We start from the raw sequence: 24,585 nt of genomic DNA, 5'->3' as shown, positions 1-24,585 counted from the left end.
AGGCCGGTCCGCCCCCGTCCGGGGCCCTGCACGGAGTAGCCTCGCGGCCATGTATGCGATCACGATCCCCGAACCCGGCGGCCCTGAAGCGCTCGTATGGGCCGAGGTCCCCGATCCCGTACCAGGCGAGGGCGAGGTTCTCGTCCAGGTCGTGTCCAGCGCGGTCAACCGGGCCGATGTCCTGCAGCGGCAGGGCTTCTACAACCCGCCGCCCGGCGCCTCTCCCTACCCCGGCCTGGAATGCGCGGGCCGCATCGCGGCACTCGGTCCCGGGGTGACCGGGTGGTCCGTGGGCGACGAGGTGTGCGGACTGCTTGCGGGCGGCGGATACGCGGAGAAGGTCGCCGTGCCGGCCGGTCAGCTGCTGCCTGTACCGGACGGAGTGGACGTTGCCGAGGCCGCGGCACTGCCCGAGGTAGCGGCGACGGTCTGGTCCAACGTCTTCATGGTGGCCCACCTGCGCCCCGGCGAGACCCTCCTGGTCCACGGCGGGTCCAGCGGGATCGGCACGATGGCGATCCAGCTCGCCAAGGCCGTCGGCGCGCGCGTCGCGGTGACTGCGGGAGGCCCCGAAAAGCTGGCGCGCTGTCAGGAGCTCGGCGCCGACATCCTCATCGACTACCGTGAGCAGGACTTCGTCGAGGAGCTGCGTACGGCGACGGACGGCGCGGGCGCGGACGTGATCCTCGACATCGTGGGGGCGAAGTATCTGGACCGGAACGTGCGGGCGCTGGCCGTGAACGGCCGTCTCGCCATCATCGGCCTCCAGGGCGGAGCCAAGGGCGAGCTGAACTTGAGCGCCCTGCTGAGCAAGCGGGCCGCTGTCACGGCGACGTCGCTCCGCGCGCGGCCGCTCGCGGAGAAGGCCGCGATCATCGCGGCGGTGCGTGAGCATGTGTGGCCGCTGCTCACCGACGGTGTCGTCCGTCCGGTCGTGGACCGCACGATGCCGATGGCGGACGCGGCGGAGGCCCACCGGCTCATGGAGTCCAGCAGCCACATCGGCAAGATCCTCCTGGCGGCGCCGAAGGCTTGACACGAGCGGCAGCCGACACGAGCGGCAGCCGACACGAGCGACCTTGTACAAGCGGGGCTGACACGAGCGGCTGACATGAGAAGCCCCGTTCCGCAGGTCACGTCTGCACCTCACGGGCAAACCAGAGGGCCCGGCGCACCGAGGTGATGCTGCCTCACCGGGGTGTGCCGGGCCCCGGTGCGTACGTACCGCGGTCGGTGGGATCGGGAGCTGGAGGGGACTGAGGGGCTACAGGTACGGACCGGAGCGCGCCGGTCCGTGCGGATCGGCGCCGCCTTCCTCGTCCTCATGGCCCACGCCCGGAGGAAGGGCGCGGCGCATCTGTTCCAGTTGCGCACGGGCGGCCATCTGCTGGGCGAACAGTGCCGTCTGAATGCCGTGGAAAAGGCCCTCCAGCCATCCCACCAGCTGGGCTTGCGCGATCCGCAGCTCGGCTTCGGAGGGGACGGATTCCTCGGTGAACGGCAGGGAGAGCCGTTCCAGCTCCTCCACGAGCTCCGGCGCCAGACCGTCCTCGAGCTCCTTCACCGAGCTGGCGTGGATCTCCTTGAGCCTGACCCGGCTCGCCTCGTCGAGAGGAGCCGCCCTGACCTCTTCCAGAAGCTGCTTGATCATGCTGCCGATGCGCATGACCTTCGCGGGCTGCTCAACCATTTCCGTCACCGGGACCTCGCGCGACTCGTCGTCACCGCCACCACCACTGCCACCGCCGCCGATAGCCATTCCGTCCTGCCCCACTACGAGGACTTGGGGGTGCTCCTGCGACCGTTCATTCCTCGGCATCTCCATGACGCCATTGTCGCGCACACGCGCCTCACCCCATGGTGGTGCCCCCGAAAAGGGGTGATCACCCTCTACCAGGGGGACTGGCGGGCACTGGCGGGCACCGGTGTCCACGGGGCCGGGGTGTCGGCATCCCGGAACCTCCGCTCAGCGGCAGCCGGTCACTCCGCGCGTCGTGCCAGGGACAACCGTGACCCGGCGAAGGCGGCGGCCGGCGGCCCTGTCGGCACCGGCACGAGCAGGGCCGGCAGCCCGGTGATCACACGTGCTCCGTGGCGGCCACTGCGGCGAAGCGGACGTGGCGCGACTCGCAGTGGTCCGGTCGGCGTGTCTTCGCCTCGGCCTGAAAGATCAACTGCTCGGCCACGAGCAGCCAGGCGACCTCGTCGCGGTCGGTGGGCACGTCGGCGAGTGCTTGGGGCATCAGCCGGGTGTAGTCCTGCACGCCTTCAGCGTGTGGCTCCACTGGGACCGGATGACTGCCCGGATGTGGACCCCTGGCGCCCCGACCGCCATGGCGAGCTTGATCGCCTGCTCGTTGCGCGGCGGGCTGATGCTGAGCGTCGTGCAGACCCGGCCGACGTTCAGCGGCCGGGTGGAGCCCGTGCGGGACTCGCATTCGGTGCGGATCCGGGAGCCGTACCGTGGCCCCCGCTCCAGGAGGGCGAGAAGCCCGTGACGCGTCGACGTACTGAGTACGCACAACCAGGATGTCGATGGGTGCACGTGCTCTTGGTCAGGGCCAGGGGGGAGCTACCGGGCGGGACGGCAAGGTCAGTCGGCGCGTCGCAGGCGGATCGCCAGAAACGCCAGCCCCAGTCCCACCAGGGCGATCCCGCTGCCCAGCGACGCGTCCCGCACATGGCGCGAGGCGGGCTCGTCCTGCGCCTGCCGCTGTCGTGCGGTCTTACCGGGCTCGGGAAACGCCTCCGGCGGTGGCGTGAACGCGGGCTCCCGGGCGGGGTCCGGGTCCGGCGGCATCTCGTCAGCGGAGGCCCCGGAGTCAGCGGAGGCCCCGGAGTCCGCGGAGGCCCCGGAGTCCGCGGCCCCGGAGTCCGCGACCTCCTGGGGGGTGAGCGACCGTCCCGGCCGCGCTCGGCCCTCCCCGGCCTGCCGTCCGGCGAGGGGGCCTTCCTTTGCCGAAGAGCTAGCGACAGGGGGAGGGGCGTCACCCCTGCCCGAGGGCATCGACGGCGCGAGGTACCCCGGACTCGCTGACGCGGTGGCTCCGTCGCCCCCGTACGCACGAGAGGCCGGCCCGAGCGCCACCCCGGCCGCCATCACCAGGCAGGCGACACGCTGTGACGACCGTGAAGCCCGGAGTCCAGGTGGCATGAGATCAGCGTCACACGCCCTGATATATCCGGCATCCCGAGTGAATCCGGAAGCCGCACTTCAATCATCCCGCGCGGGACCAGCCCTCGGTGGAAGACGGCGGAGCCGGGGCAGCCGATCAGGCCGGGTCACCCGTCGCGATCCGCAGTTCGAAGTGGGCACCCTGCTCGGCCACCGCCGTGCCCGAGGTCGGGAACTGATCGATGACCTGGTCCTCGGCGTACGTGTTGCCCTCCACCTCGATGACCTTGACCGTCCAGCCTGCGGCGGCCGCACAGGACTTCGCGGAGATGATGTCCTTGTAGACGAAATTCGGAGCCTGGACCTTGGCCGGGTCGTCCGTGTCCTCCGTGGCGTCGCTGCAGTCCTCCTCGTCCATCGTCCGGTTCCGCTCCGGGGGCTTGTGCTCGCCGGCGACGGCGGACTCGCTGGAACTCGGGTCGTCGCTCTTGCCGGTGCCCGAGCCCTGGTTCATGTTCAGGAAGGCGATCAGGCCGCTGATCGCAACCAGGGCGACCACGATCGACCCCACGACCACCGGCATGTTGCGCTTGGAGGAGCCGCCGCCCGCACCCCCCGTGGGCTGCGGGGACATCATGTACGGAGGCGGGGTCTGCTGCCCCGGGTGCGCCGGAGTCCCGTACGGCTGGGCCGCCTGCGGGTAGCCGTAGCCCGGTGTGGGCGCGGGGACCGGCACGCCGTAGGGGCCCGGCTGGTGCTGCTGGTGAGGGTGGGTCTGGTACGGCGTCTGCACGCTCTGCGGCGTGGGAGCGCCCTGGTCGACGGGCGGGAAGACCGCCGCGCCGACGCCCGATCCGCTGGGCGCCGGGGTGCCGCCGCCGACGATCACCGGGGCGCCCGCCGGGCCGTTAGCGCTCAGCACCCGCGCGATCTCGTCCTGCATCGCCGCGGCGCTCGGGAAGCGCTCGTTCGGGTTCTTCTTCAGCGCGCGGGCGACCAGGGCGTCCATCGCAGGGGTGATCGACCGGTTGATGCTCGACGGGGCGACCGGCTCCTCCTGCACATGCGCGTACGCGATGGCGAGCGGGGAGTCCGCGTCGAACGGGATACGGCCCGTGAACAGCTGGAAGAGCATGATGCCGACCGAATACAGGTCGGACCGCGCGTCGACGCCACGGCCGAGCGCCTGCTCGGGGGAGAGGTACTGCGGGGTGCCGACGACCATGCCGGTCTGGGTCATCGAGGTGACGCCCGACTGCATGGCCCGGGCGATCCCGAAGTCCATCACCTTGACGACGCCGCGCTTGGTCATCATCACGTTGCCGGGCTTGATGTCGCGGTGGACCAGGCCCATCTCGTGACTGGTCTCCAGGGCGGCGAGCACATCGGACGTCACCTTGAGGGCCTTGTCGGCCGGCATCGCGCCGTACTGCTGGATGTCCGACTGGAGCACGGAGCCGAGCGGCTGCCCCTCGACGTACTCCATGACGATGTACGGCATCAGCGCGCCGCCGAGCTCGTCCTCGCCCGTGTCGAACACCGAGACGATGTTGGTGTGCTGCAGCTTGGCGACGGCCTGCGCCTCGCGACGGAACCGCTCGCGGAAGGACTGCTCGCGCCCCAGCTCCGTGTGCAGCGTCTTGATGGCGACCTGCCGGTCGAGGGCGGAGTCGTACGCGAGGTAGACGGAGGCCATGCCGCCTTCGCCGAGCAGGTCGCGCAGCTGGTAGCGGCCACCGGCCACGGAACCGCCCGCGTAGCGCCCCTGGGCGCCGTCGTGGCTCATGACTTGCATCCCCCTCGGCGCCCGACGGACGCGATCATCCCTGTTACGGGCCAAGTCTGCCCGAGGGGTACGACACGTCAAGCCAGGTGCCCGTTCCGTGACCCTACGCACGAGAAGCGTCTCGGAAGCGTTACAGGAAGCTCATGGAATTTGCGCGTACGGCACGCGAGCCGATTGGATGGCCCGTCACTCTGAAATCCGGCGGGTCGGCCAGAGGCTGTAGCGTGACGTGGCAAATGCAGCAAGGCACCGTGAGAACCGCGGACGCGCGGACAGATACGACGGCGAGGACTGATGGCACCCGAATCCGAAGCAAACGGCGGCGGAGTTTCGGATGGCACCGACTCCTGGGGTGTCGGCGGTGTGGTCGGAGACGGCCGTTACCGCATGACCCACCGGCTCGGCCGCGGCGGCATGGCCGAGGTCTACGCCGCGGAGGACGTCCGTCTGGGACGCACGGTGGCGGTGAAACTGCTCCGTTCCGACCTGGCCGAGGACCCGGTCTCCAAGGCCCGCTTCACGCGTGAGGCACAGTCCGTCGCGGGGCTCAACCACCACGCGATCGTCGCCGTGTACGACTCCGGCGAGGACGTCGTGGGCGGGGCGACCGTGCCCTACATCGTCATGGAGCTCGTCGAGGGCAACACCATCCGTGACCTGCTGCTCGAAGCCGAGGCCCCACCGCCCGAGCAGGCACTGATCATCGTCTCCGGAGTGCTGGAGGCCCTGGCGTACTCCCACCAGCACGGCATCGTGCACCGCGACATCAAGCCGGCGAACGTGATCATCACGCACTCCGGTGCGGTCAAGGTGATGGACTTCGGCATCGCCCGCGCGCTGCACGGCGCCCAGTCGACGATGACGCAGACCGGCATGGTCATGGGCACACCTCAGTACCTCTCCCCCGAGCAGGCGCTCGGCAAGGCGGTCGACCACCGCTCCGACCTGTACGCCACCGGCTGCCTGCTCTACGAACTGCTGGCCCTGCGGCCTCCGTTCACGGGTGAGACTCCGCTCTCCGTCGTCTACCAGCACGTCCAGGACATGCCCGTCCCGCCCTCCCACGTCGCCGGGTACGTCCCGCCGGAGCTGGACGGGCTCGTCATGCGCTCCCTCGCGAAGGACCCGGACGACCGGTTCCAGAGCGCCGAGGAGATGCGCGGGCTCGTCCAGTACAGCCTGCAGATGCTGCAGGTCCAGGGCGGGCACACGGGTACGTGGAACACCGGCCCGGTCAACGCGCACGACGGCGGTCACACGGCCGCGATGAACGTCGGCGGCGCCACGACCGCCATGGGGCGCCCCATGCACGGGGACACCTCGCAGGGCCCGATCCTGCCGCCCATGAATCCCGATGACGGGGCGTACGCAGGTGGCCATCACAACGGTGGCGGCCGCAGCAAGATGTGGCTCTTCGTCCTGCTCGCGCTGATCGCGATCGGCGCGGGCGTCGCGTTCGCCCTCCAGGCCGCGAGCGGCGGCGACGACGGCAACAAGAAGGCGCCGGTCTCGCCCTCCAAGGCGGTCACTCCCTCGCCGACCCCGTCCACGGAGGAGCCGACGGACGAGGCGACGGACGAGGAGACCGCCGAGGTGCCCGAGAGTTCCACGGGCGGTCAGAGGTGGCCCACCGAGAACCCGACGTGGACCCAGCCGGAGAAGCCGGCCGAGCCGACGGAGGAGCCCTCGGACACACCCAGCTCGCCGGATCCGGGCACGAGCGAGGGTGGCAGTGAGACGACGGACGGCAGCACCGGCGATGACGGTGGCACCGGCGATGACGGTGGCGCCGAGGACGGTGGCACCGGCGACGACGAGGGAGCGGCGGCGGAGGGGGCCTCGGTCGGCACGTCGGCCGGCACCTCGACAGGTGCCGCCGCGGGAACGACGACGGGCACCACCGGGGAGTGACCACGGGCGCCACCGGCCCGTGTGGCGAGGCCTTCACCCCGTGAAGGCCTCGCCGACCGCCTCGTACTCGCGCGTCCACCACACCGCCAGGGCCGACACCGCAGGAAACTGTGGGTCGGCCCTGCGGTCGTTCAGGCGGTAGCGCCAGCGCAGTATCCAGAAGTCGTTGAGGCGCTCCCACCACACCCGGTGCACCGCGGCCGCCAGCTCGGCCGCCCCGGCGCCCGCCGAATGCCGGTAGGCGCGGGCGTACGCCCGCACCTTCTCCAGCTCCAGCTCACCGTCCGGCCGTACGAAGAAGATCGCCGCCGCCCGTACGGCCTCCTCCGCGCGAGGCTGGACGCCGAGCCGGTCCCAGTCAACGATCGCGACGGGGTCGGCTCCCCGGTAGAGCAGATTCAGCGGGTGGAAGTCGCCGTGCACCCAGCCCCTGGCGGAGCCCTCGGGGGTGGGCGGGCGGCGGTGCGCGTGCTGTTCCAGCAGGGCGCGGCGTTCGACGAGACGGTGCACGGCGAGCTCGTCGAACGCGTCCCGTGGGCCCAGGTGCCGCGCGGCCGTCAGTAACTCGTCGATCAGCGTGAACGTATCGGCGGGGTTGGGGCTCTGCCCCCGTACCGGAGGCGGTGGGTCCGCCTCCATGACCTGCTCCAGGCCCATGTGTACGGCTCCGAGGAGCGCCCCGAGCCGGCGCGACTGGGCGGTCGTCAGCTGGGCGCCGTCCCGGTGGAGACCGTCGACCCACCGGTGCAGGGCGTAGTGCTGTCCGTCGATCACGGTGACTGTGTCACCCTGCGTGGCGGCGAGCGGCGGGGCCACCGGCACACCGAGGGAGTGCAGCTGCTGCGTCGCCCGGTGCTGCCGGACGATCGTGGCGTGATCGCCGCTGGAGTCGTCCAGGTGATGCTTGTCGAGATGGTGCTTGAGGAAGTACGAGCCGCGGGTGGTGGACACGCGGTAACCGTGGTTGAGCAGGCCCTTGCTGAGAGGTTCGCAGGCGAGAGGCTCACCGGCATCGGGGTAGCGGCGCAGGACCTCGCCGACCGGAGGGACAGGTAAGAGGGTCACAGATGAGCGCGGCACTCGCCACATGGTAGGTGACCCTGTGTGGCCGGTTTTACGGACTTGCGGCGAAGGTCAAAGTGTGTATGTGCGTGAGTTGTGGATCGAGCGGGAGACACGCCGGGTCGGAGCCCTCGCCGTTCACCTCGGCCGGGCCGGTTCCGAAGCGTCCGCGCTGGTCGGAAGCCGGGTGCACGATCTCGACAGGGCCGGTGAACTGTACCGACCAGTGGTCTTCCGCGCCGCCGGACGCGGGAAAGTTGACGTTGTCCACCCCGTAGGTGATGACGCTTCCGTCGCGGGCCTCGTGGAAGCCGGGCCCTCGGTGCAGCCGCAGGATGACACGGGCCTCGGCCACCAGGTGCCGGGCCACCATGTGATGCTCTCGTCCCCCGAGCGGACCTCGCGAAAGACCTCCACCCCGCTGCCGTCCGGGAGCCTCACGTCCAGGACGGCGACATCGGGCCGGGTGGCCGGGATACGTGCCGGCGCGTCCGCCGCCGCGCCGGCCTCGCCGACGATCTCGATGTCCTGCTCGGCGGCCGGCAGTTCATGAACGCCTCGCCGGACGACTTCGTGATCATCGAGCAGAAATACCGTGATTTTTCCTCCTTCACGCACATTCGCAGTCTCACACACTCCCTTCTCGTCCGCCCTTCCCTGCGACTGGCTACCGGGATAACGTGCCGTTGTTCCGGCCGTCTGCCAGGCCGTTACCAGAGCTGTGACCAGCGGGAGTTCGCCTTTTTCGCGATTTACTTGGAAATCCAAGCAAAAACGCAGGTCACAAGGTGTTTCGCAGTTATGCGATGCACTGGGTAACGTGCTTATGACAGGACGCTCGCCGGGGCACCTGTCACGCCTGTTCCCGGCCGACGGCACCCACCCCGTGCACGGGTCCGGATACAGGCGAGCCGCACTGGTTCCCGGCCACCCCGGGGGCCGGACCGACGGAGGAGCACGCACGTGACCGTGGAGAGCACTGCCGCGCGCAAACCGCGACGCAGCAGCAAGCGGACCAGCGCCGCGAAGACGCCCGCGAAGACGCCGGAAAATTCCGGCCCCCAGCTGGTGCAGCTGCTGACGCCCGAGGGCGAGCGCGTGGAGCACCCGGACTTCCAGATCGACCTGAGCGCGGACGAGCTCCGCGGTCTCTACCGGGACATGGTCCTGACCCGTCGCTTCGATGCCGAGGCCACCGCGCTGCAGCGTCAGGGCGAGCTGGGTCTGTGGGCCTCGCTGCTGGGCCAGGAGGCCGCGCAGATCGGATCCGGCCGGGCCCTGCGTGACGACGACTACGTCTTCCCGACCTACCGGGAGCACGGCGTGGCCTGGTGCCGGGGCGTCGACCCGACCAATCTGCTCGGGATGTTCCGCGGCGTGAACCACGGCGGCTGGGACCCGAACACCAACAACTTCCACCTGTACACGATCGTCATCGGCTCGCAGACCCTGCACGCCACCGGCTACGCCATGGGCGTCGCCAAGGACGGTGCGGATTCGGCCGTGATCGCGTACTTCGGTGACGGTGCCTCCAGCCAGGGCGACGTCGCGGAGTCCTTCACCTTCTCCGCGGTGTACAACGCCCCCGTCGTGTTCTTCTGCCAGAACAACCAGTGGGCGATCTCCGAGCCGACCGAGAAGCAGACGCGCGTGCCGCTCTACCAGCGCGCGCAGGGCTTCGGCTTCCCCGGCATCCGGGTCGACGGCAACGACGTACTGGCGTGCCTGGCCGTCACCAGGTCGGCGCTGGATCGTGCCCGCCGGGGCGAGGGGCCGACCCTCGTCGAGGCGTTCACCTACCGGATGGGTGCCCACACCACCTCCGACGATCCGACCAAGTACCGGGCGGACGAGGAGACGGCGGCCTGGGAGGCCAAGGACCCGATCCTGCGGTTGCGCACGTACATGGAGAAGCAGGAGCTCGCCGACGCGGCGTACTTCACCGCGCTGGACGAGGAGAGCGAGGCCTTGGGTAAGCGGGTGCGCGAGGTGGTGCGGACCATGCCCGAACCCGACCGGCTGGCGATCTTCGACCACGTCTACGCCGACGGCAGTCCGCTCGTGGACGAGGAGCGCGCCCAGTTCGCCGCCTACCAGGCATCGTTCGCCGAGGAGGGCAACTAGCCATGGCCATGGAAAAGATGTCCATCGCGAAGGCGCTCAACGAGTCCCTGCGCAAGGCTCTCGAAACCGACCCCAAGGTCCTCATCATGGGTGAGGACGTCGGCAAGCTCGGCGGGGTCTTCCGTATCACGGACGGGCTCCAGAAGGACTTCGGCGAGGGCCGGGTCATCGACACCCCGCTCGCCGAGTCCGGCATCGTCGGTACGGCGATCGGCCTGGCCCTCCGCGGTTACCGCCCGATCGTCGAGATCCAGTTCGACGGCTTCGTCTTCCCCGCGTACGACCAGATCGTCACGCAGCTCGCGAAGATGCACGCCCGCTCGCTCGGCAAGATCAAGATGCCGGTCGTCATCCGCATCCCGTACGGCGGCGGAATCGGTGCCGTGGAGCACCACAGCGAGTCGCCCGAAGCGCTGTTCGCGCACGTGGCGGGCCTGAAGGTCGTCTCGCCGTCCAACCCGGGCGACGCCTACTGGATGATGCAGCAGGCCGTCCAGAGCGATGACCCGGTCATCTTCTTCGAGCCCAAGCGGCGTTACTGGGACAAGGGGGAGCTCGACACCGAGTCCATCCCCGGTCCGCTCCACAGGGCCGCCGTGGCCCGTGAGGGTTTTGACCTCACGCTCGTCGCGTACGGCCCGATGGTGAAGGTCTGCCTGGAGGCTGCGGCAGCCGCTCAGGAGGAGGGCAAGTCGGTCGAGGTCCTGGACCTGCGGTCGATGTCCCCGATCGACTTCGACGCCGTACAGACCTCGGTCGAGAAGACCGGCCGGCTCGTGGTGGTCCACGAGTCGCCTGTGTTCTACGGTTCCGGGGCCGAGATCGCGGCCCGGATCACCGAGCGCTGCTTCTACCATCTCGAAGCACCGGTGCTGCGGGTCGGCGGCTATCACGCCCCTTACCCGCCGGCCCGGCTCGAGGACGAGTACCTGCCGGGTCTCGACCGGGTGCTCGACGCCGTCGACCGCTCGCTGGCGTACTGAGGAGAGGGTTCGTGACGACGATGACCGAAACGTCTGCTCGTTTCCGTGAGTTCAAGATGCCCGACGTGGGCGAAGGACTGACCGAGGCGGAAATCCTCAAGTGGTTCGTCCAGCCCGGCGACACGGTCACCGACGGCCAGGTCGTGTGCGAGGTCGAGACGGCCAAGGCCGCGGTGGAGCTGCCGATCCCGTTCGACGGGGTGGTGCACGAGCTGCGCTTCCCCGAGGGCACGACCGTCGACGTCGGCGAGGTGATCATCGCGGTGGACGTGGCGCCCGGCAGCGGCGACGCCCCTGCGGCTCCCGCAGCGGTGCAGGAGCCCGTGCAGGAGCCCGAGCCGGAAGCGCCCGAGGCCCGGAAGCCGGTGCTCGTCGGCTACGGCGTGGCCGTGACCTCCACCAAGCGCCGTGCCCGCAAGGGCACCGAGATCCCGGGGCCGGCAGCCGCCGCGATCCAGGCCGAGATCAACGGCCGTGGCGCGGTGGCCCCGGAGAGCCGGCCGCTCGCCAAACCGCCGGTGCGCAAGCTCGCGAAGGACCTGGGCATCGACCTGGCGACGGTCACTCCGACCGGCGAGGGCGGCATCATCACCCGTGAGGACGTCCACGCGGCAGCCGTGCCGGCCGCCGCCGAGGCCCCCGCACCGGCGCCCGCGTCCGTCGCCGTCCAGGCTCCGGCCCTGCCCGTGGAGGCTGTCGCGGGCGCCCGGGAGACGCGCATCCCGGTCAAGGGCGTACGCAAGGCCATCGCGCAGGCCATGGTCGGCAGCGCCTTCACGGCGCCGCACGTCACCGAGTTCGTGACCCTCGACGTGACGCGCACGATGAAGCTCGTGGCGGAGCTGAAGGAAGACAAGGACATGGCGGGAGTCCGCGTCAACCCGCTCCTGATCATCGCCAAGGCGTTCCTGGTCGCCATCAAGCGCAACCCGGAGATCAACGCCGCCTGGGACGAGGCCAACCAGGAGATCGTGCAGAAGCACTACGTCAACCTGGGCATCGCCGCCGCCACCCCGCGCGGTCTGATCGTGCCGAACATCAAGGACGCGCACGACAAGACCCTGCCCCAGCTGGGCGAGGCACTGGGCGAGCTGGTCTCCACGGCACGTGAGGGCAAGACCTCCCCTGCGGCCATGGCGGGCGGCACGGTGACCATCACGAACGTCGGCGTCTTCGGCGTCGACACGGGTACGCCGATCCTCAACCCGGGCGAGTCCGCGATCCTCGCGGTCGGGACGATCAAGCTCCAGCCCTGGGTCCACAAGGGCAAGGTGAAGCCCCGGCAGGTGACCACGCTGGCGCTCTCCTTCGACCACCGGCTGGTCGACGGCGAGCTCGGCTCCAAGGTGCTCGCGGACGTCGCGGCGATCCTGGAGCAGCCGAAGCGGCTGATCACCTGGGCGTAGTCGCCCCTGCGGTACGTGTATGAGGTGGGCTCGCGCGAAGTGTGCGCGGGCCCACCGCCATGCCTGGCCCTCGTAGGGCGAGTTCGGCGAACACGGTCTTCCCGACGGTGCGTGGCTCGACACCCCACAAGTGAGGTCGAGCGCTTCGTGGAGGCGAAGATCGCCCGGCAGGCACGCCTTGCGGACAGCACTCCACTCGCGCTGTGGGCGATCGTCGGCGAGGGAGCCCTGCGGCAACTGGTCGGTGGTCGCGAGGTGAGCGTGCGCAACTGGAACATCTGGCGGAGGCCGCCGGCAAGCCACATGTCACCGTGCAGGTTGTCCCCTTCCTCGCCGGGGCGCACCCTGGCATGACCAGCGCATTCAGCGTCGTATCGTTTGCGGAACCTGGCTCGATGGACGTGCTCTACATGGACACCACTTCGTCTACGCAGTGGCTGGAGAGTGAGAGGGACGCCGCTCGTCACAACGTCACGTTCAGCCGTATCGCACGATGCGGACTCGCTCCCCGCGATTCCATTGCCTTGATAGGGCGTATGCGCAAGGAGTTGTAGCCGTGCGTCACTTCGAGTTCGTCAAGTCCAGCTACAGCAGCGGCAACGGCGAATGCGTCGAAGTGGCCCGCGACCTCCCCCGGGCCGTCGCCGTCCCTGACTCCAAGCAGTCCGACGGAGACTTCCGCGTCCTCACCCCTGCCGCCTGGGGCAGCTTCATAGCGGACCTGCGCCAGTACCCGTAGCCGGGTCAGCCGGAGGAACGACAAAGGGGCCCCGCCCACGCATCGCGCGAACAAGGCCCCTCCTCCGTACCACGGCGCTACTTCTTGAAGCCGTAGTCCAGGAGCTTCTTCGCGTCGGCGGTCCGGGTGGTCGCGGACGTCGAGGTGAGGACGGTCCCGATGACCGTCTTGCCGTTACGGGTGGCGGCGAAGACCAGGCAGTACTTGGCGGAGGGACCCGATCCGGTCTTCACGCCGATCATGCCGGTGTAGCTGCCCAGCATGGCGTTGCTGTTGGACCACGACATGTAGCGGTAGCCGCCGGACTTGGTCGTGACCTTCTGCTTCGTCGACTTCGTCTTCACGATCGCGCGGAACGTGCTGTTCTTCATCGCGCTGCCGGCGATCTTCGTCAGGTCACGCGGCGTGGAGTAGTTCGAGCCGCTGCCGATGCCGTCGAACGAGTCGAAGTGGGTGTTCTTGAGGCCGAGGCTCTTCGCGGAGGCGTTCATCTTGCCGATGAAGGACTTCACCCGGGCCGCGCGCGTGGTGCCGGAGCCGAACTTGTCGGCGAGCGCGTACGCGGCGTCGCAGCCCGACGGCAGCATCAGGCCGTACAGGAGCTGACGGACCGTGACCTTGTCGCCGACGATCAGCCGGGCCGACGAGGCGGTGTTCTTGACGATGTAGTCGCTGTACGCCTTCTGGATCGTGACCTTGGAATCAAGGTTCAGGTTCTTCTGAGCCAGGACCACCTTGGCGGTCATGATCTTCGTCGTGGAGCCGGTGGGGCGGCGGGTGTCCGGCGTTTTCCCGTACAGCGTCTTCGCCGTGCCGCTGTTCATCACGAAGCCGCCCTTGGCGGTGATCGTGGGCGTCGGCGGGGCCGCCGCCTGGGCCGTGGAGGCGAACGCGCCGCCCGCGAGGACGGCGCCCGTGGTGAGGGCCGCAGTGGCGGCGACGGTTGCGCGGTTTATGCCCTTGAGACCGATGTTCAAGTCAAACGCTCCAAATACACCTGAAATGCGGCAACATGAGGTGCTGCTCGGTGATGAGACTCGCGAGGTGGCCGGATGGATGTACCCCCGTAAGGGTGATGTCGATGCCCGGCAGACGGATCATATGGCCGTCGCCGGGCTGGTCGTGGACGGGGTGCCGGGGGTCCGGATGGCGGACGGGGAGGCGGACGCACCCATCTTGTATCTATGCTGTGTGCATGCCTGCCGCACCCACTGCTTCGCCCGCTGCCCGCCAGGCAGACCCCAAGCCGCCGCCCGCAGCCGATCGCGTCTACACCCACATCAAGGAAGCGGTCCTCGACCGTCGCTACGAGGGCGGAACCTTTCTCACCGAAGGCGACCTGGCCGAGGCCGTCGGCGTATCCCGCACCCCGGTGCGGGAGGCCTTGCTCCGGCTGGAGGTCGAAGGGCTGATCAAGCTCTACCCGAAGAAGGGTGCGCTGGTGCTCGCGGTCTCCGCGCAGGAGATCTCCGACGTGGTGGAGACCCGGCTGCTCGTGGAGGAGTTCGCCGCACGCAAGGCCGTGCCCGCACCGGCACAGCTGATCGCCCGGCTCGAACAGCTTCTGGAGGAGCAGCGGGAGCTCGCCGAGGCGGGAGACCTGGCCGCGGTGTCCGTCAAGGACCGCTGCTTCCACGCCGAGATCGTGAAGAACGCGGGCAACGAGATCCTCTCCCGCCTCTACGACCAGCTCCGCGACCGGCAGCTGCGGATGGGCGTCGCCGTGATGGAGGCGCACCCCGGCAGGATCGCCGCCAACATCACCGAGCACGGTGAGCTGCTGGACGCCATCAGGGCCGGTGACGCCGAAGGCGCCGCGCAGGTCGTGCGCCGCCACGTCAGCCGGGTCAAGGTGCTGGTCCGGGGTGATGACCGATGAGCTCCGCCACTCCCACCCTGTCCCTGCCCGGAGACCCGCCCGGCGGTCGGCGTGCCGTGTGGGTCTGGGGCATCGGTGTCGCCGTCTACTTCGTCGCGATCATCTTCCGCACGAGCCTGGGCGTCGCCGGACTCGACGCCGCCGACCGGTTCGACGTCAACGCTTCGGCCCTGTCGACGTTCTCCATCCTTCAGCTGCTCGTCTACGCCGGCATGCAGATACCCGTGGGCCTCTTGGTCGACCGACTCGGCACCAAGAAGGTCCTCACCCTCGGGGTGGTGCTCTTCACGCTGGGTCAGCTGGGCTTCGCACTCTCCCCCTCGTACGGAATGGCGCTGGCCTCCCGCGCGCTGCTGGGCTGCGGTGACGCGATGACCTTCATCAGCGTGCTGCGGCTCGGCGCCCGGTGGTTCCCGGCCCGACGTGGACCGTTGATCGGGCAGGCAGCCGGCCTCTGCGGGATGGCGGGCAACCTCGTCTCGACCCTCTTCATCGCCCGCGCGCTGCACGGGTTCGGCTGGACCACGACCTTCGTCGGAAGCTCGCTCGCAGGCGTGGTGGTGCTGGCCCTGCTGCTGCTCTTCCTCAAGGACCACCCCGAGGGTCATGAGCCACCGCCCGCGGAGCACGCCGGAGCGGCGTACGTGCGGAAGCAGATCGCCGCTTCATGGCGGGAGCCGGGCACCCGCCTGGGCATGTGGGTGCACTTCACCACGCAGTTCCCCGCGATGGTGTTCCTCCTGCTGTGGGGCATGCCGTTCCTCGTCGAGGCGCAGGGGCTGAGCAGGGGTACCGCGGGTGAGTTGCTCACCCTGGTGGTGCTCTCCAACATGGTGGTGGGGCTCGTCTACGGCCAGATCATCGCCCGCCATCACGCGGCGCGTGCGCCGCTGGCCCTGGGCACGGTCGCGATGACCGCGCTGCTCTGGGCGTCCACGATCTTCTACCCCGGCGACCACGCGCCGATGTGGCTGCTGATCACCCTGTGTGTGGTGCTCGGCTCCTGCGGCCCGGCCTCGATGATCGGCTTCGACTTCGGCCGTCCGGCCAATCCGCCGGAACGCCAGGGCACTGCTTCCGGCATCGTCAACATGGGCGGCTTCGTCGCCTCGATGACGACGCTGTTCGCGGTCGGTGTCCTGCTGGACGCGACCGGGGACAACTACCGCATCGCGTTCGCCTCGGTCTTCGTCCTGGAGGTGCTCGGCGTCGTGCAGATCCTGAGGTTGCACGCCGGCGCCACACACCGGGAACGCGACCACCACGTCGTCAGCCGGGTCGAAGCCGTACACGTGCCCGTCTGACAGTGCCCCGGCGGCACGCCCGTCCCCCGTCCCGTCTGCGGGCGGGCGCCGCCGGTCCCAGCGCTACGGGGCCACGTCCTACGGAGCCAGGATCTACGGAGCCAGGACCTACGGGGTCACGGCGAAGTGGCGCAGGATCTCGGCCGCCAGGTCCTGGTCGCCCTCGATCTTGATCAGGTCTTCCACGGCCTGGGCCCGGACCCGGCCGCAGGCCAGCCGGTAGTACGTCTCCCAGTCCATCGCCAGGGTCGCCGCGGGGCCCAGCGACGGGGCGCCGTCGACCGAACCGCGTCCCTCGCCGTCGACCCTGACCGTGCGCAGGAACTCCAGCGGGCCGTGCACATCGAAGACCACGGCCGAATTGGGCGGCGCGCCCGCGTCCTTGGCGACCACCTTGCCCAGCTCGTCCAGCAGCGTGTCCCGGACGATCAGGGCGCCGGGGGAATCCAGATTGCCGGGCTGTCCCAGCGTCGTACGCAGATCCTGCTCGTGCACCCAGACATCGAAGGCCCGCATGCGCAGTGCCAGTTCCAGCGTCTGCTCGGCGCCCAGCGGCGCCCGCACCATGGTCTCGGGGGCCCGCGACTCGTTGCGCAGCTGACGCATGCGACGGATGAGCGTGTACTCCAGTTCCGAGGTCATCTCCGGTGCCGTGTGGTGGCGCCGTACGTCGACCTGCATCTCCATGTAGCGCTGGTGGTCGTTCTGCACGTGGTAGAGGTCGCGCGGCAGTGTGTGGATCGGTCGGGGATCGCCGAGCTGCTCGCACTCCATGCCGATGACGTGCGAGACGATGTCGCGCACCGACCAGGCCGGGCAGGGTGTCCGGTGGTTCCACTCCCCCTCGACGAGCGGCTTGACCAGCTCGGATATCGACTCGACGGAGTTTGTCCAGGCATCGGCATAGGTCTGGAGGCTGGGATGGACGGTCACGGGACCCCTCGTGCGGTTCTGCGGTGCATGGGCTGGAGAGCAGGGAGTGCCGGACGGGATGGCCGGCAACGACGGTGCTGTCTGCGGTCTGCGTGGGAGGTTCGCTCGCTAAGTTACGCTGCGAGCAGGCACCCCGGCAGTGCTTTCGTGTGACGATCGTAGGCCCGCGTTGACGGCTCCTATGCCAGGACGGTGGTAGTGTGCACGCCTCCCTCATCCAGATCGCAGTAAACCCGGATGAATCGGTCCAACTCCGGAGAGAGCGCGCGGCTTCCCTGGTCGCGGCCCAGCGAGGTGTGGACCTGGTCGTCCTTCCCGAGCTCTGGCCGGTCGGGGCCTTCGCGTACACCGCGTTCGCCGACGAGGCCGAGCCGCTGCAGGGGCCCACGCACGACATCATGGCGAAGGCGGCGGTCGAGGCCGGCGTCTGGCTGCACGCCGGGTCCTTCGTCGAGCGCGCCGAGGACGGCACCCTCTACAACACCTCGCTGGTGTTCTCGCCCGAGGGTGAGCGCGCCGCCGCGTACCGCAAGATCCACCGCTTCGGCTTCGACAAGGGCGAGGCGGTGCTGATGGGGGCCGGCGAGGAGCTCGTCACCGTCGCCCTGCCGGAGACCACGCTCGGCCTCGCCACCTGCTACGACCTCCGCTTCCCCGAGCAGTTCCGGGGGCTCGTCGACGCGGGGGCCGAAACCCTGATCGTTGCGGCCGGCTGGCCGGAGCGCCGCCGCTCGCACTGGACGCTGCTGGCGCAGGCCCGCGCCGTCGAGAACCAGGCTTACGTCCTGGCGGTCGGGTCGGCGGGCACCCATGCGGGGGTCGAGCAGGCGGGCCACAGCATCGTCGTCGATCCCTGGGGCGAGGTACTCGCCGAGGCCGGGGCGGCCGAGGAGGTGCTGACCGTGGAGTTCGACCCGACGAGGGTCGCCACCACCCGGGAGCAGTTCCCGGCCCTCAAGGACCGCCGTCTGGGTCTCGCCCGGCGGCGCCTGGCCTGATCGGTGCAGGCGCAGCACGCCTGATGGCCTGGTTTCGTTTCACGTGAAACCGGGCCATCGCTCTGCGCCTTCCGTCTCTCGTCCTCGCCGTGCTCCTATTCGCGCTCCTTGTCCGCAAGGACGATCACGCCGACCGCCACCGCGACGAGCAGGGGAACGTCGGCGTCCTCGCGCACGATGTCGACGCCGTAGGTGTCGCGGACGGTCAGCCGGCGCCGGGAGATCTGGGCGAGCAGCTCACCGTCGTAGTCGATGGCGAACTCGCGGTCCAGAATCTTGCCGCTGACGTCCAGCTCGGTGCCGTCCACCAGGACCACCCGGTAGTGGTTGCGCAAGAGCGAGAGTCGCTTCTGCTTGACCTTGGCGAGCTCCTCGCCGTCCCGCTCGATGATCATCGTGTCGCGCAGACTGATCAGCTTCTGGCGGATCTCCACCAGCACCCGGCCGTACGTGTCCTTCAGCTCGAAGGTGTCACGGAGCCGCATGGCCTTGCCGTCGACGAGAAAGAGCTTCCGCCCGTCCGCGTCCTGGATCCAGTAGTCGTCGCCGACGCCGAACACTCGCTCACGTACGAGAAGTCTCATGGATCACAGGTTCCCCGACGCCCCACCGGAATGCGCGCAGGCCGCGGTGCTGTTGACTGTTGTCATGACAGGACGTGCACGTGTCCGCGCCCCCGAACTGATCGGCAAGGGCGGCTGGCTCAATACAGGCAACCGGAAGTACACCCTCGCTGACCTGCGGGGACGCATTGTCGTCCTGGATTTCTGGACCTTTTGCTGTGTGAACTGTCTGCATGTGCTCGATGAGTTGCGGGAGCTGGAGGAGAAGCACCGCGACACGCTGGTGATCATCGGTGTCCACTCCCCGAAGTTCGTGCACGAGGCCGAGCATCAGGCCGTGGTCGACGCCGTCGAGCGGTACGAGGTACACCACCCCGTCCTCGACGACCCGGAGCTCGCCACCTGGAAGCAGTACGCCGTCCGGGCCTGGCCCACGCTCGTCGTCGTGGACCCCGAGGGCTATGTCGTGGCCCAGCACGCCGGTGAGGGGCACGCGCACGCCATCGAGAAGCTGGTCGAGGAGCTGGAGGCCGAGCACTCCGCGAAGGGCACGCTGCGCCGCGGCGACGGCCCGTACGTCGCTCCGGAACCGGTCGCCACGCACCTGCGTTTCCCCGGCAAGGCGCTCGCGCTCCCCGACGGGGGACTCCTGGTCTCCGACACCACCCGCCACCGTCTGGTCGAGCTCGACGCCGACGGGGAGACCGTACGCGGGCACTTCGGCAGCGGCGAGCGTGGGTTCGTGGACGGCGGCCGGGCCGAGGCGCGGTTCAGCGAACCGCAGGGCCTCGCCTTCCTGCCGGACGGCCGGATCGCCGTCGCGGACACGGTCAACCACGCGATCAGGGCCCTCGACCTCGCGACGGGCGTGACGACCACGCTCGCCGGGACGGGCCGTCAGTGGTGGCAGGGCTCCGCCACCAGCGGCCCTGCCGCGGAGGTGGATCTGTCCTCACCGTGGGACATCGCCTGGTTCGGCGACCGGCTGTGGATCGCCATGGCCGGCGTGCACCAGCTGTGGACCTACGACCCCGCGCAGGGCACGGTGCGGGTCGCCGCCGGTACGACGAACGAGGGTCTCGTCGACGGGCCCGGCGCCGAGGCCTGGTTCGCACAGCCGTCGGGCCTGGCAGCGGCCGGCGACCGGCTCTGGGTCGCCGACCCCGAGACCTCCGCGCTGCGGTACGTGGACCTGGAAGGCGCCGTCCACACGGCAGTCGGCACCGGTCTCTTCGACTTCGGCCATCGCGACGGCCCCGCCGGGCAGGCCCTCTTCCAGCACCCGCTGGGCGTCACGGCCCTGCCCGACGGCTCCGTCGCCGTCAGCGACACCTACAACCACGCGCTGCGCCGCTTCGACCCGGAGACCGGTGAGGTCACGACGCTCGCCACGGATCTACGGGAGCCGAGCGACGCCGTACTCGTGGACGGCGACCTGGTCGTCGTCGAGTCCGCGCGGCACCGGCTGACCCGGCTGCGGCTCCCCGAGGAGGCCGTGCGGGTCGCGGACCGCGCCCACCGCACCCAGCGGGCGGCCACCGAGGTCGCCGCCGGGACGCTGCGGCTGGACGTGGTCTTCCAGGCGCCCGCCGGGCAGAAGCTGGATACCCGGTACGGCCCGTCCACCCGGCTGCTGGTCTCCTCGACGCCGCCGGAACTGCTGGCCGAGGGGTCGGGTCCCGGTACGGATCTGAGCCGTGGCCTGGTCCTGGCGGACGGGGTCACCGAGGGCGTCCTGCACGTGTCCGCGATGGCGGCGTCCTGCGACGACGACCCGGCGAACGAGTACCCGGCCTGCCATGTGCACCAACAGGACTGGGGTGTCCCCGTGAGCGTCACCGCCACCGGGGCGTCCAGGCTCCCGCTGGTGCTGGCTGGGATGGACGAGCAGGGCTGACGGCTCAGAAGTCGTCGGCGCCGTTGCGCGGCTCGGGCGTCCAGTAGCCGGTCGCCCACTTCGCAGGGTCCACGGTGATGCCCTCGGCACCGGGCGTCTTCACGATGGCCATGCCGGCGTTGCCCTGCAGCGTGACGGAGAAGTCCTTCACGGTCTCGACGTCCGCGTCCATTCCGTCGTCCGACAGCCTCACGAGTGCGTAGGCGTGCGCGCCGGCCTCGAGCACGATGGTGCCGGCGGGCTTGCTGGCCAGAAGGGCTTCCGGGACACGGAGCAGACAGGCGTCCCCGGGCGTGAGCAGCTCCACCCCGTACGCCTCCGCCTCCGCACCCACCAGAAGGGCGCGGAGGCGTGAGACATGTCCCTGGACGACGCTGCGGGCGTGCAGCGGGGTGTGTCGTCCCACGGGGAGTCCGTCAGCGGCAGGGCGGCGAGCAGGCTGCTCGTTCGGCGGGCCCGAGCGGCAGCGGATCGGTGTGTGTGTGTGTGTCGACGGAGACCGTGCCGAGCAGCCGGAACTCCACGGGTGGCTTTCCTTCCGGGCAGGATCACCCGGGGTGGGGGCCCGGATCGGCACCCAGAATGTCGGCGCCACGACCGGACCGACGTCCGGTCATACCGGGCGTACGAGGAGTGCCTGGTCACCCGTCAGGTCAGTAGCGGCGCTCGTCCTCCGAGACGACCGTGGTGGTGGGCGGCACGACCATGCGGCGGCGACGCGCGATGCTCACGTAGACGAAGACCCCGATGAGGCCGACGAGCATCATGATCCAGCCGACCAGGTCGACGTTGACGGTATCCATCTCCCAGTCGGTGGCGAACGCCAGAATCGCCCCGGCACCTATCAGGAGAATGCATCCTCCGAGTCCCATGATTTCCGCCTCCTCGACGGCCCGGTGAATCCGGGCCGGTGTACTGGTCGAGTACCCGCCCCGGCAGCCATCATGTCCGGTGGCGCGTCGAGGAGGCGGAAGGGTCAGCCGGCCAGGAAGGCCGCCAGGGCGTTCGCCAGCAGGTAGGGGTCGTCGGCGCCGCACAGTTCGCGGGCGCTGTGCATCGACAGGATCGCGACGCCGATGTCGACGGTCTGGATGCCGTGCCGGGCGGCGGTGATCGGACCGATCGTCGTGCCGCAGGGCATCGCGTTGTTGGAGACGAACGTCTGCCACGGCACGCCCGCCTTCTCGCACGCCGCCGCGAACACGGCACGGCCGCTGCCGTCCGTCGCGTACCGCATGTTGACGTTGACCTTGAGGATCGGGCCGCCGTTGGCCACCGGGTGGTGCGTCGGGTCGTGCCGCTCGGCGTAGTTGGGGTGGATCGCGTGACCGGTGTCCGAGGAGAGGCAGATGGTCCCCGCGAAGGCCCGGGCCCGGTCCTCGTACGAACCGCCGCGGGCGAACACGGAGCGCTCCAGGACCGTGCCGAGCAGCGGGCCGTCCGCGCCGGTGTCGGACTGGGAGCCGTTCTCCTCGTGGTCGAAGGCGGCGAGCACGGGGATGTACGGGAGCTCGTCGTCAGGCTGCGCGGCCACGGCGGCGAGTGCGGCCGTCGCGGCGTGCACGGAGAGCAGGTTGTCCATGCGCGGGCCGGCGAGCAGCTCACGGTCCCGGCCCAGATAGGCAGGCGGCTCGACGGCGTGGGGCATCAGGTCCCACCCGATGACGTCGGCGGCGTCGATGCCCGCCTCCTCGGCGACGAAGCGGATGAGGTCGCCCTCTTCGACCTCGCCGAGCCCCCAGATCGGCTGCATGTGCTTCTGGCGGTCGAGCTTGAGCCCGTCGGTGTTGGCGGACCGGTCCAGGTGCACGGCCAGCTGCGGCACGCGCAGCAGCGGACGGTCTATGTTGACCAGCCGGTGTGTTCCGTCACGCAGCGAGATCCGCCCGGCGAGGCCGAGATCGCGGTCGAGCCACGTGTTGAGGAGCGTTCCTCCGTAGATCTCGACGGCGATCTGGCGCCAGCCGTACGCACCGGTGTCGGGCAGCGGCTTGACGCGCAGGTTGGGGGAGTCGGTGTGGGCTCCCGCGATCCGGAACGGGGTGTGCGCGGTGGCCCCCTCCGGTACGTACCAGGCCACGATCGCTCCGCCGCGCAGGACGTACTTCCCGCCCGGGGTGGCGTCCCATTCCGCGGTCTCCCCGACCTCCTGGAAGCCGGCCTCCAACAGCCGGGCTGCGGCGGAGGCCACGGCGTGGTACGGGGAGGGGGCGGCCATCAGGAAGGTCATCAGGTCGTCGGTGTGACCGCGGTCGAAGCGGGCGGGAGATGTGCTCATGCGCCACACCCTACGACTTGCCCCTGCCGCCCGGACCGGTCACCGCCGCGGTGCCTCCCCGGCCGGATGCCGGTCTCCGGACAGCAGGAGCGCGGTACGGACGAGCCGGGGCCCGCCACCCCGGCGGGGTCCTTCACCCGTCCGGCGCGTGTTTTCCGGACCGGGACGCCACGAGGGCCCGCGTCCCCGGAGAACCGGGGACGCGGGCCCTCGTGCAGCCGATCGGGCAGGTACTAGAACCAACGCCGTTCAGTTAGGGCGGGTCGGGCGGCGTCAAGGGTGTTGTGAGTATGTGGATGCTGATGGTGGCCTTGTATGTGGCCCGGTCGATAGCGGGTCCGCGCGCGTTGTACTTGGAGATCGCGCGCTTGACGATGCGGTCTTTTGTGCGGACTCGCCGTTTCGGCAGGAGCTGGGCCAGCACGTGGCGGCCGATGACTCCGACCAGGTCAACAACGGTGTCGGCGATGACGCCCGCGGCCAGGACGAGCTGGTCGCGGGCGGCAGACAGCGCGACGGTGAACCCTGCCCGGTCCGGGTCGGTGCCCGGGAGGCTGTCGGTGGCATCCGTCATCGCGGTCCGCAGCGCCTGGTAGGCCACCAGCAGAGCCCAGACCTCCTGCTCCACCCCGGCGGGGGTGCGGGCGCGCAGGACCCGGCCGCCCAGGATCGTGGATTTCAACTCCGCGTAGGCTGTCTCGATCTCCCAGCGTTCGTGGTAGAGCCGGATGAGTTCGGCGGCCGGGTGCTCTGCCGGGTCGGTAAGGGTGGTCAGCAGCCGGTAGTGACCGGTGCGCGACCCCTGGGAGGTGACGATGCTGATCTCGGCGTCGATCACCCGGACGGTCAACGTGCCGAGCCGGGCGAGGAACGAGCCGTCACGGCAGCGGGCCACCGGTGGCAGCCTCCGTCCGGACTTGCACCGCACCAGCAGATCGGCGCCGGTGGCGGCAAACCGGTTCAGCAAAGCGGCAGCGGCGAAGTTCCGGTCACCCAGCAGCAGCATCCCCGCGCGTAAGTCGTCCGTGAGCCGGTCGGCGTACTCCAGCTCACCGGTAGTCGACGGGCCGAACGCCGCCCCGATCACCGCGCGGGTCCCGCAGGCCACCAGCGCCGCCAGCCGGACCTGCGGATATCCCCCAGATCCGTGGTTGCACCGCTGCTTGGCGAAGACCGTGAGGTTCTCCGGAGTGTCCGGCACCGACAGCAGCGTGCCATCCACCGCCACCACCAGCAGCCCGCGCCACCGCGTCTGGGCCGCGACCGTGGCCACCGGGCCCCGCACCAGGTCGAACAGCGCCCTCAAAGGCGCCGCCCCCAGCCGCTGGCGGGCCTGCCGCAACGCGCTGCCGCTCGGCCTGGCCGACGCCTGACCTGCCAGACCGGCGCACAACCGGTCGAAAACCTGCCGATACCCCAGCTCGGCGAACAACGCCCCGGCCAACAGCAGATAGACCGTGACCCGAGCCGGCACCAGCCGAACCCGCCGCTGCACCGCCCTGGTCGTCGCCAGTACCTCATCGACCATCTCGAACGGCACGATCCGAGTCAGCTCACCTATGTGCCCGGGCGCGAACACACCACCCGCTACCCCGACCGACGACGTT

23 protein-coding genes and 3 pseudogenes are annotated in these 24,585 nt (G+C 69.8%); 12 read left to right on the top strand and 14 right to left on the bottom strand.

The features are described from left to right. The first annotated feature begins 49 nt into the window (after positions 1-49). Complete coding sequence (locus tag ACWD04_RS16725; protein WP_451132501.1) at positions 50-1,036, top strand: NAD(P)H-quinone oxidoreductase; 987 nt, start codon at positions 50-52, stop codon at positions 1,034-1,036. Between the two features lie 228 nt (positions 1,037-1,264). Here the strand turns inward: ACWD04_RS16725 and ACWD04_RS16720 are convergent, their stop codons facing one another. From ACWD04_RS16720 to ACWD04_RS16705, 4 genes and pseudogenes are all read right to left on the bottom strand, one after another. Beyond that, on the bottom strand, positions 1,265-1,825 hold the full coding sequence (locus ACWD04_RS16720; RefSeq protein ID WP_451132499.1) for a bacterial proteasome activator family protein: 561 nt from the start codon (positions 1,823-1,825) through the stop codon (positions 1,265-1,267). A gap of 141 nt (positions 1,826-1,966) precedes the next feature. Beyond that, a pseudogene (locus ACWD04_RS16715) lies at positions 1,967-2,545 on the bottom strand (PadR family transcriptional regulator). Between the two features lie 48 nt (positions 2,546-2,593). Further along, a complete protein-coding gene (locus tag ACWD04_RS16710) occupies positions 2,594-2,800 on the bottom strand; it encodes a hypothetical protein (RefSeq protein WP_451132497.1) in 207 nt (68 codons plus the stop codon). Between the two features lie 472 nt (positions 2,801-3,272). Beyond that, the gene (locus tag ACWD04_RS16705; RefSeq protein WP_451132495.1) at positions 3,273-4,901 is read right to left on the bottom strand and encodes a protein kinase domain-containing protein; all 1,629 of its coding nucleotides are present in this window, start codon (positions 4,899-4,901) and stop codon (positions 3,273-3,275) included. 294 nt (positions 4,902-5,195) lie between these two features. Between ACWD04_RS16705 and ACWD04_RS16700 the strand changes: the two genes are divergently transcribed. Further along, a complete protein-coding gene (locus ACWD04_RS16700; RefSeq protein ID WP_451132493.1) occupies positions 5,196-6,812 on the top strand; it encodes a protein kinase domain-containing protein in 1,617 nt (538 codons plus the stop codon). A gap of 33 nt (positions 6,813-6,845) precedes the next feature. Here the strand turns inward: ACWD04_RS16700 and ACWD04_RS16695 are convergent, their stop codons facing one another. The 3 genes and pseudogenes from ACWD04_RS16695 to ACWD04_RS16685 form a co-directional block, all read right to left on the bottom strand. Continuing rightward, a complete protein-coding gene (locus ACWD04_RS16695) occupies positions 6,846-7,901 on the bottom strand; it encodes a phosphotransferase (protein WP_451132491.1) in 1,056 nt (351 codons plus the stop codon). A gap of 25 nt (positions 7,902-7,926) precedes the next feature. Then, positions 7,927-8,247 (bottom strand): pyridoxamine 5'-phosphate oxidase family protein, encoded by a 321-nt coding sequence (locus tag ACWD04_RS16690; protein WP_451132797.1) that lies wholly within the window; start codon positions 8,245-8,247, stop codon positions 7,927-7,929. A gap of 2 nt (positions 8,248-8,249) precedes the next feature. Then, positions 8,250-8,492 (bottom strand): annotated as a pseudogene (locus ACWD04_RS16685) (response regulator); the annotation flags it as partial. 345 nt (positions 8,493-8,837) lie between these two features. Here ACWD04_RS16685 and pdhA point away from each other — a divergent pair. From pdhA to ACWD04_RS16655, 6 genes are read left to right on the top strand one after another with little or no spacing between them, the layout of a single operon-like run. Continuing rightward, positions 8,838-9,998 carry a pyruvate dehydrogenase (acetyl-transferring) E1 component subunit alpha gene (pdhA, locus tag ACWD04_RS16680; RefSeq protein WP_451132489.1) on the top strand — a complete coding sequence of 387 codons (1,161 nt, stop codon included), beginning with the start codon at positions 8,838-8,840 and terminating at the stop codon, positions 9,996-9,998. Positions 9,999-10,000: 2 nt separating this feature from the next. Beyond that, positions 10,001-10,981, top strand: coding sequence for an alpha-ketoacid dehydrogenase subunit beta (locus ACWD04_RS16675; RefSeq protein WP_451132487.1), 981 nt, complete (start codon positions 10,001-10,003; stop codon positions 10,979-10,981). An 11-nt stretch (positions 10,982-10,992) separates the two neighbouring features. Further along, complete coding sequence (locus ACWD04_RS16670) at positions 10,993-12,387, top strand: dihydrolipoamide acetyltransferase family protein (protein WP_451132485.1); 1,395 nt, start codon at positions 10,993-10,995, stop codon at positions 12,385-12,387. A 15-nt stretch (positions 12,388-12,402) separates the two neighbouring features. Beyond that, complete coding sequence (locus tag ACWD04_RS16665; RefSeq protein WP_451132483.1) at positions 12,403-12,741, top strand: Scr1 family TA system antitoxin-like transcriptional regulator; 339 nt, start codon at positions 12,403-12,405, stop codon at positions 12,739-12,741. After that, positions 12,699-12,941 (top strand): Scr1 family TA system antitoxin-like transcriptional regulator, encoded by a 243-nt coding sequence (locus tag ACWD04_RS16660; RefSeq protein ID WP_451132481.1) that lies wholly within the window; start codon positions 12,699-12,701, stop codon positions 12,939-12,941. Before ACWD04_RS16665 ends, ACWD04_RS16660 begins: the two co-directional genes overlap by 43 nt. A gap of 2 nt (positions 12,942-12,943) precedes the next feature. Then, positions 12,944-13,126: a DUF397 domain-containing protein gene (locus tag ACWD04_RS16655; RefSeq protein WP_451132479.1), complete on the top strand. Its 183-nt coding sequence runs from the start codon at positions 12,944-12,946 to the stop codon at positions 13,124-13,126. Positions 13,127-13,203: 77 nt separating this feature from the next. Here the strand turns inward: ACWD04_RS16655 and ACWD04_RS16650 are convergent, their stop codons facing one another. After that, entirely contained in the window at positions 13,204-14,103 is a 900-nt protein-coding gene (locus tag ACWD04_RS16650; RefSeq protein ID WP_451132477.1) for a D-alanyl-D-alanine carboxypeptidase family protein, read from the bottom strand. 218 nt (positions 14,104-14,321) lie between these two features. Here ACWD04_RS16650 and ACWD04_RS16645 point away from each other — a divergent pair, with 218 nt between their 5' ends. Together ACWD04_RS16645 and ACWD04_RS16640 are read left to right on the top strand one after the other, a co-directional pair. Then, positions 14,322-15,005 carry a GntR family transcriptional regulator gene (locus ACWD04_RS16645; protein WP_451132475.1) on the top strand — a complete coding sequence of 228 codons (684 nt, stop codon included), beginning with the start codon at positions 14,322-14,324 and terminating at the stop codon, positions 15,003-15,005. Next, entirely contained in the window at positions 15,002-16,309 is a 1,308-nt protein-coding gene (locus tag ACWD04_RS16640; RefSeq protein ID WP_451132473.1) for an MFS transporter, read from the top strand. Before ACWD04_RS16645 ends, ACWD04_RS16640 begins: the two co-directional genes overlap by 4 nt. Before the next feature lie 108 nt (positions 16,310-16,417). Here ACWD04_RS16640 and ACWD04_RS16635 read toward each other — a convergent pair whose 3' ends face one another. Next, positions 16,418-17,242: a maleylpyruvate isomerase family mycothiol-dependent enzyme gene (locus ACWD04_RS16635; RefSeq protein ID WP_451132471.1), complete on the bottom strand. Its 825-nt coding sequence runs from the start codon at positions 17,240-17,242 to the stop codon at positions 16,418-16,420. 200 nt (positions 17,243-17,442) lie between these two features. On the opposite strand from ACWD04_RS16635, the gene ACWD04_RS16630 reads away from it, so the two are divergent. Next, positions 17,443-18,240, top strand: coding sequence for a carbon-nitrogen family hydrolase (locus tag ACWD04_RS16630; RefSeq protein ID WP_451132469.1), 798 nt, complete (start codon positions 17,443-17,445; stop codon positions 18,238-18,240). A 95-nt stretch (positions 18,241-18,335) separates the two neighbouring features. Here the strand turns inward: ACWD04_RS16630 and ACWD04_RS16625 are convergent, their stop codons facing one another. Next, entirely contained in the window at positions 18,336-18,824 is a 489-nt protein-coding gene (locus ACWD04_RS16625) for an LURP-one-related/scramblase family protein (protein ID WP_451132467.1), read from the bottom strand. Positions 18,825-18,888: 64 nt separating this feature from the next. Here ACWD04_RS16625 and ACWD04_RS16620 point away from each other — a divergent pair, with 64 nt between their 5' ends. Next, complete coding sequence (locus ACWD04_RS16620; RefSeq protein ID WP_451132465.1) at positions 18,889-20,700, top strand: NHL domain-containing thioredoxin family protein; 1,812 nt, start codon at positions 18,889-18,891, stop codon at positions 20,698-20,700. Between the two features lie 241 nt (positions 20,701-20,941). Here the strand turns inward: ACWD04_RS16620 and ACWD04_RS16615 are convergent. From ACWD04_RS16615 to ACWD04_RS16600, 4 genes and pseudogenes are all read right to left on the bottom strand, one after another. After that, positions 20,942-21,224, bottom strand: a pseudogene (locus ACWD04_RS16615) (AfsR family transcriptional regulator); the annotation flags it as partial. 129 nt (positions 21,225-21,353) lie between these two features. Then, positions 21,354-21,572, bottom strand: coding sequence for a DUF6458 family protein (locus ACWD04_RS16610; protein ID WP_451132463.1), 219 nt, complete (start codon positions 21,570-21,572; stop codon positions 21,354-21,356). Positions 21,573-21,676: 104 nt separating this feature from the next. Further along, complete coding sequence (locus tag ACWD04_RS16605) at positions 21,677-22,978, bottom strand: M18 family aminopeptidase (protein WP_451132461.1); 1,302 nt, start codon at positions 22,976-22,978, stop codon at positions 21,677-21,679. Between the two features lie 253 nt (positions 22,979-23,231). Beyond that, the gene (locus tag ACWD04_RS16600) at positions 23,232-24,557 is read right to left on the bottom strand and encodes an IS4 family transposase (protein WP_451132780.1); all 1,326 of its coding nucleotides are present in this window, start codon (positions 24,555-24,557) and stop codon (positions 23,232-23,234) included. Positions 24,558-24,585 lie beyond the last annotated feature (28 nt).

The sequence above is a fragment of the Streptomyces sp. NPDC002911 genome (assembly GCF_053591835.1).
The sequence above is the reverse complement of the archived record's forward strand: the minus strand, read 5'-3'. Positions and strand labels throughout refer to the sequence as shown.

What these genes read in the sequence shown, in the direction of transcription:
- ACWD04_RS16605 (WP_451132461.1), bottom strand. Translation starts at nt 22,978, where the DNA reads ATGAGCACATCTCCCGCCCGCTTCGACCGCGGTCACACCGACGACCTG.
- ACWD04_RS16645 (WP_451132475.1), top strand. Translation starts at nt 14,322, where the DNA reads ATGCCTGCCGCACCCACTGCTTCGCCCGCTGCCCGCCAGGCAGACCCC.
- ACWD04_RS16690 (WP_451132797.1), bottom strand. Translation starts at nt 8,247, where the DNA reads ATGGTGGCCCGGCACCTGGTGGCCGAGGCCCGTGTCATCCTGCGGCTG.
- ACWD04_RS16710 (WP_451132497.1), bottom strand. Translation starts at nt 2,800, where the DNA reads ATGCCGCCGGACCCGGACCCCGCCCGGGAGCCCGCGTTCACGCCACCG.
- ACWD04_RS16705 (WP_451132495.1), bottom strand. Translation starts at nt 4,901, where the DNA reads ATGAGCCACGACGGCGCCCAGGGGCGCTACGCGGGCGGTTCCGTGGCC.
- ACWD04_RS16720 (WP_451132499.1), bottom strand. Translation starts at nt 1,825, where the DNA reads ATGGAGATGCCGAGGAATGAACGGTCGCAGGAGCACCCCCAAGTCCTC.
- ACWD04_RS16640 (WP_451132473.1), top strand. Translation starts at nt 15,002, where the DNA reads ATGAGCTCCGCCACTCCCACCCTGTCCCTGCCCGGAGACCCGCCCGGC.
- ACWD04_RS16695 (WP_451132491.1), bottom strand. Translation starts at nt 7,901, where the DNA reads ATGTGGCGAGTGCCGCGCTCATCTGTGACCCTCTTACCTGTCCCTCCG.
- ACWD04_RS16620 (WP_451132465.1), top strand. Translation starts at nt 18,889, where the DNA reads ATGACAGGACGTGCACGTGTCCGCGCCCCCGAACTGATCGGCAAGGGC.
- ACWD04_RS16610 (WP_451132463.1), bottom strand. Translation starts at nt 21,572, where the DNA reads ATGGGACTCGGAGGATGCATTCTCCTGATAGGTGCCGGGGCGATTCTG.
- ACWD04_RS16725 (WP_451132501.1), top strand. Translation starts at nt 50, where the DNA reads ATGTATGCGATCACGATCCCCGAACCCGGCGGCCCTGAAGCGCTCGTA.
- ACWD04_RS16675 (WP_451132487.1), top strand. Translation starts at nt 10,001, where the DNA reads ATGGCCATGGAAAAGATGTCCATCGCGAAGGCGCTCAACGAGTCCCTG.
- ACWD04_RS16625 (WP_451132467.1), bottom strand. Translation starts at nt 18,824, where the DNA reads ATGAGACTTCTCGTACGTGAGCGAGTGTTCGGCGTCGGCGACGACTAC.
- ACWD04_RS16700 (WP_451132493.1), top strand. Translation starts at nt 5,196, where the DNA reads ATGGCACCCGAATCCGAAGCAAACGGCGGCGGAGTTTCGGATGGCACC.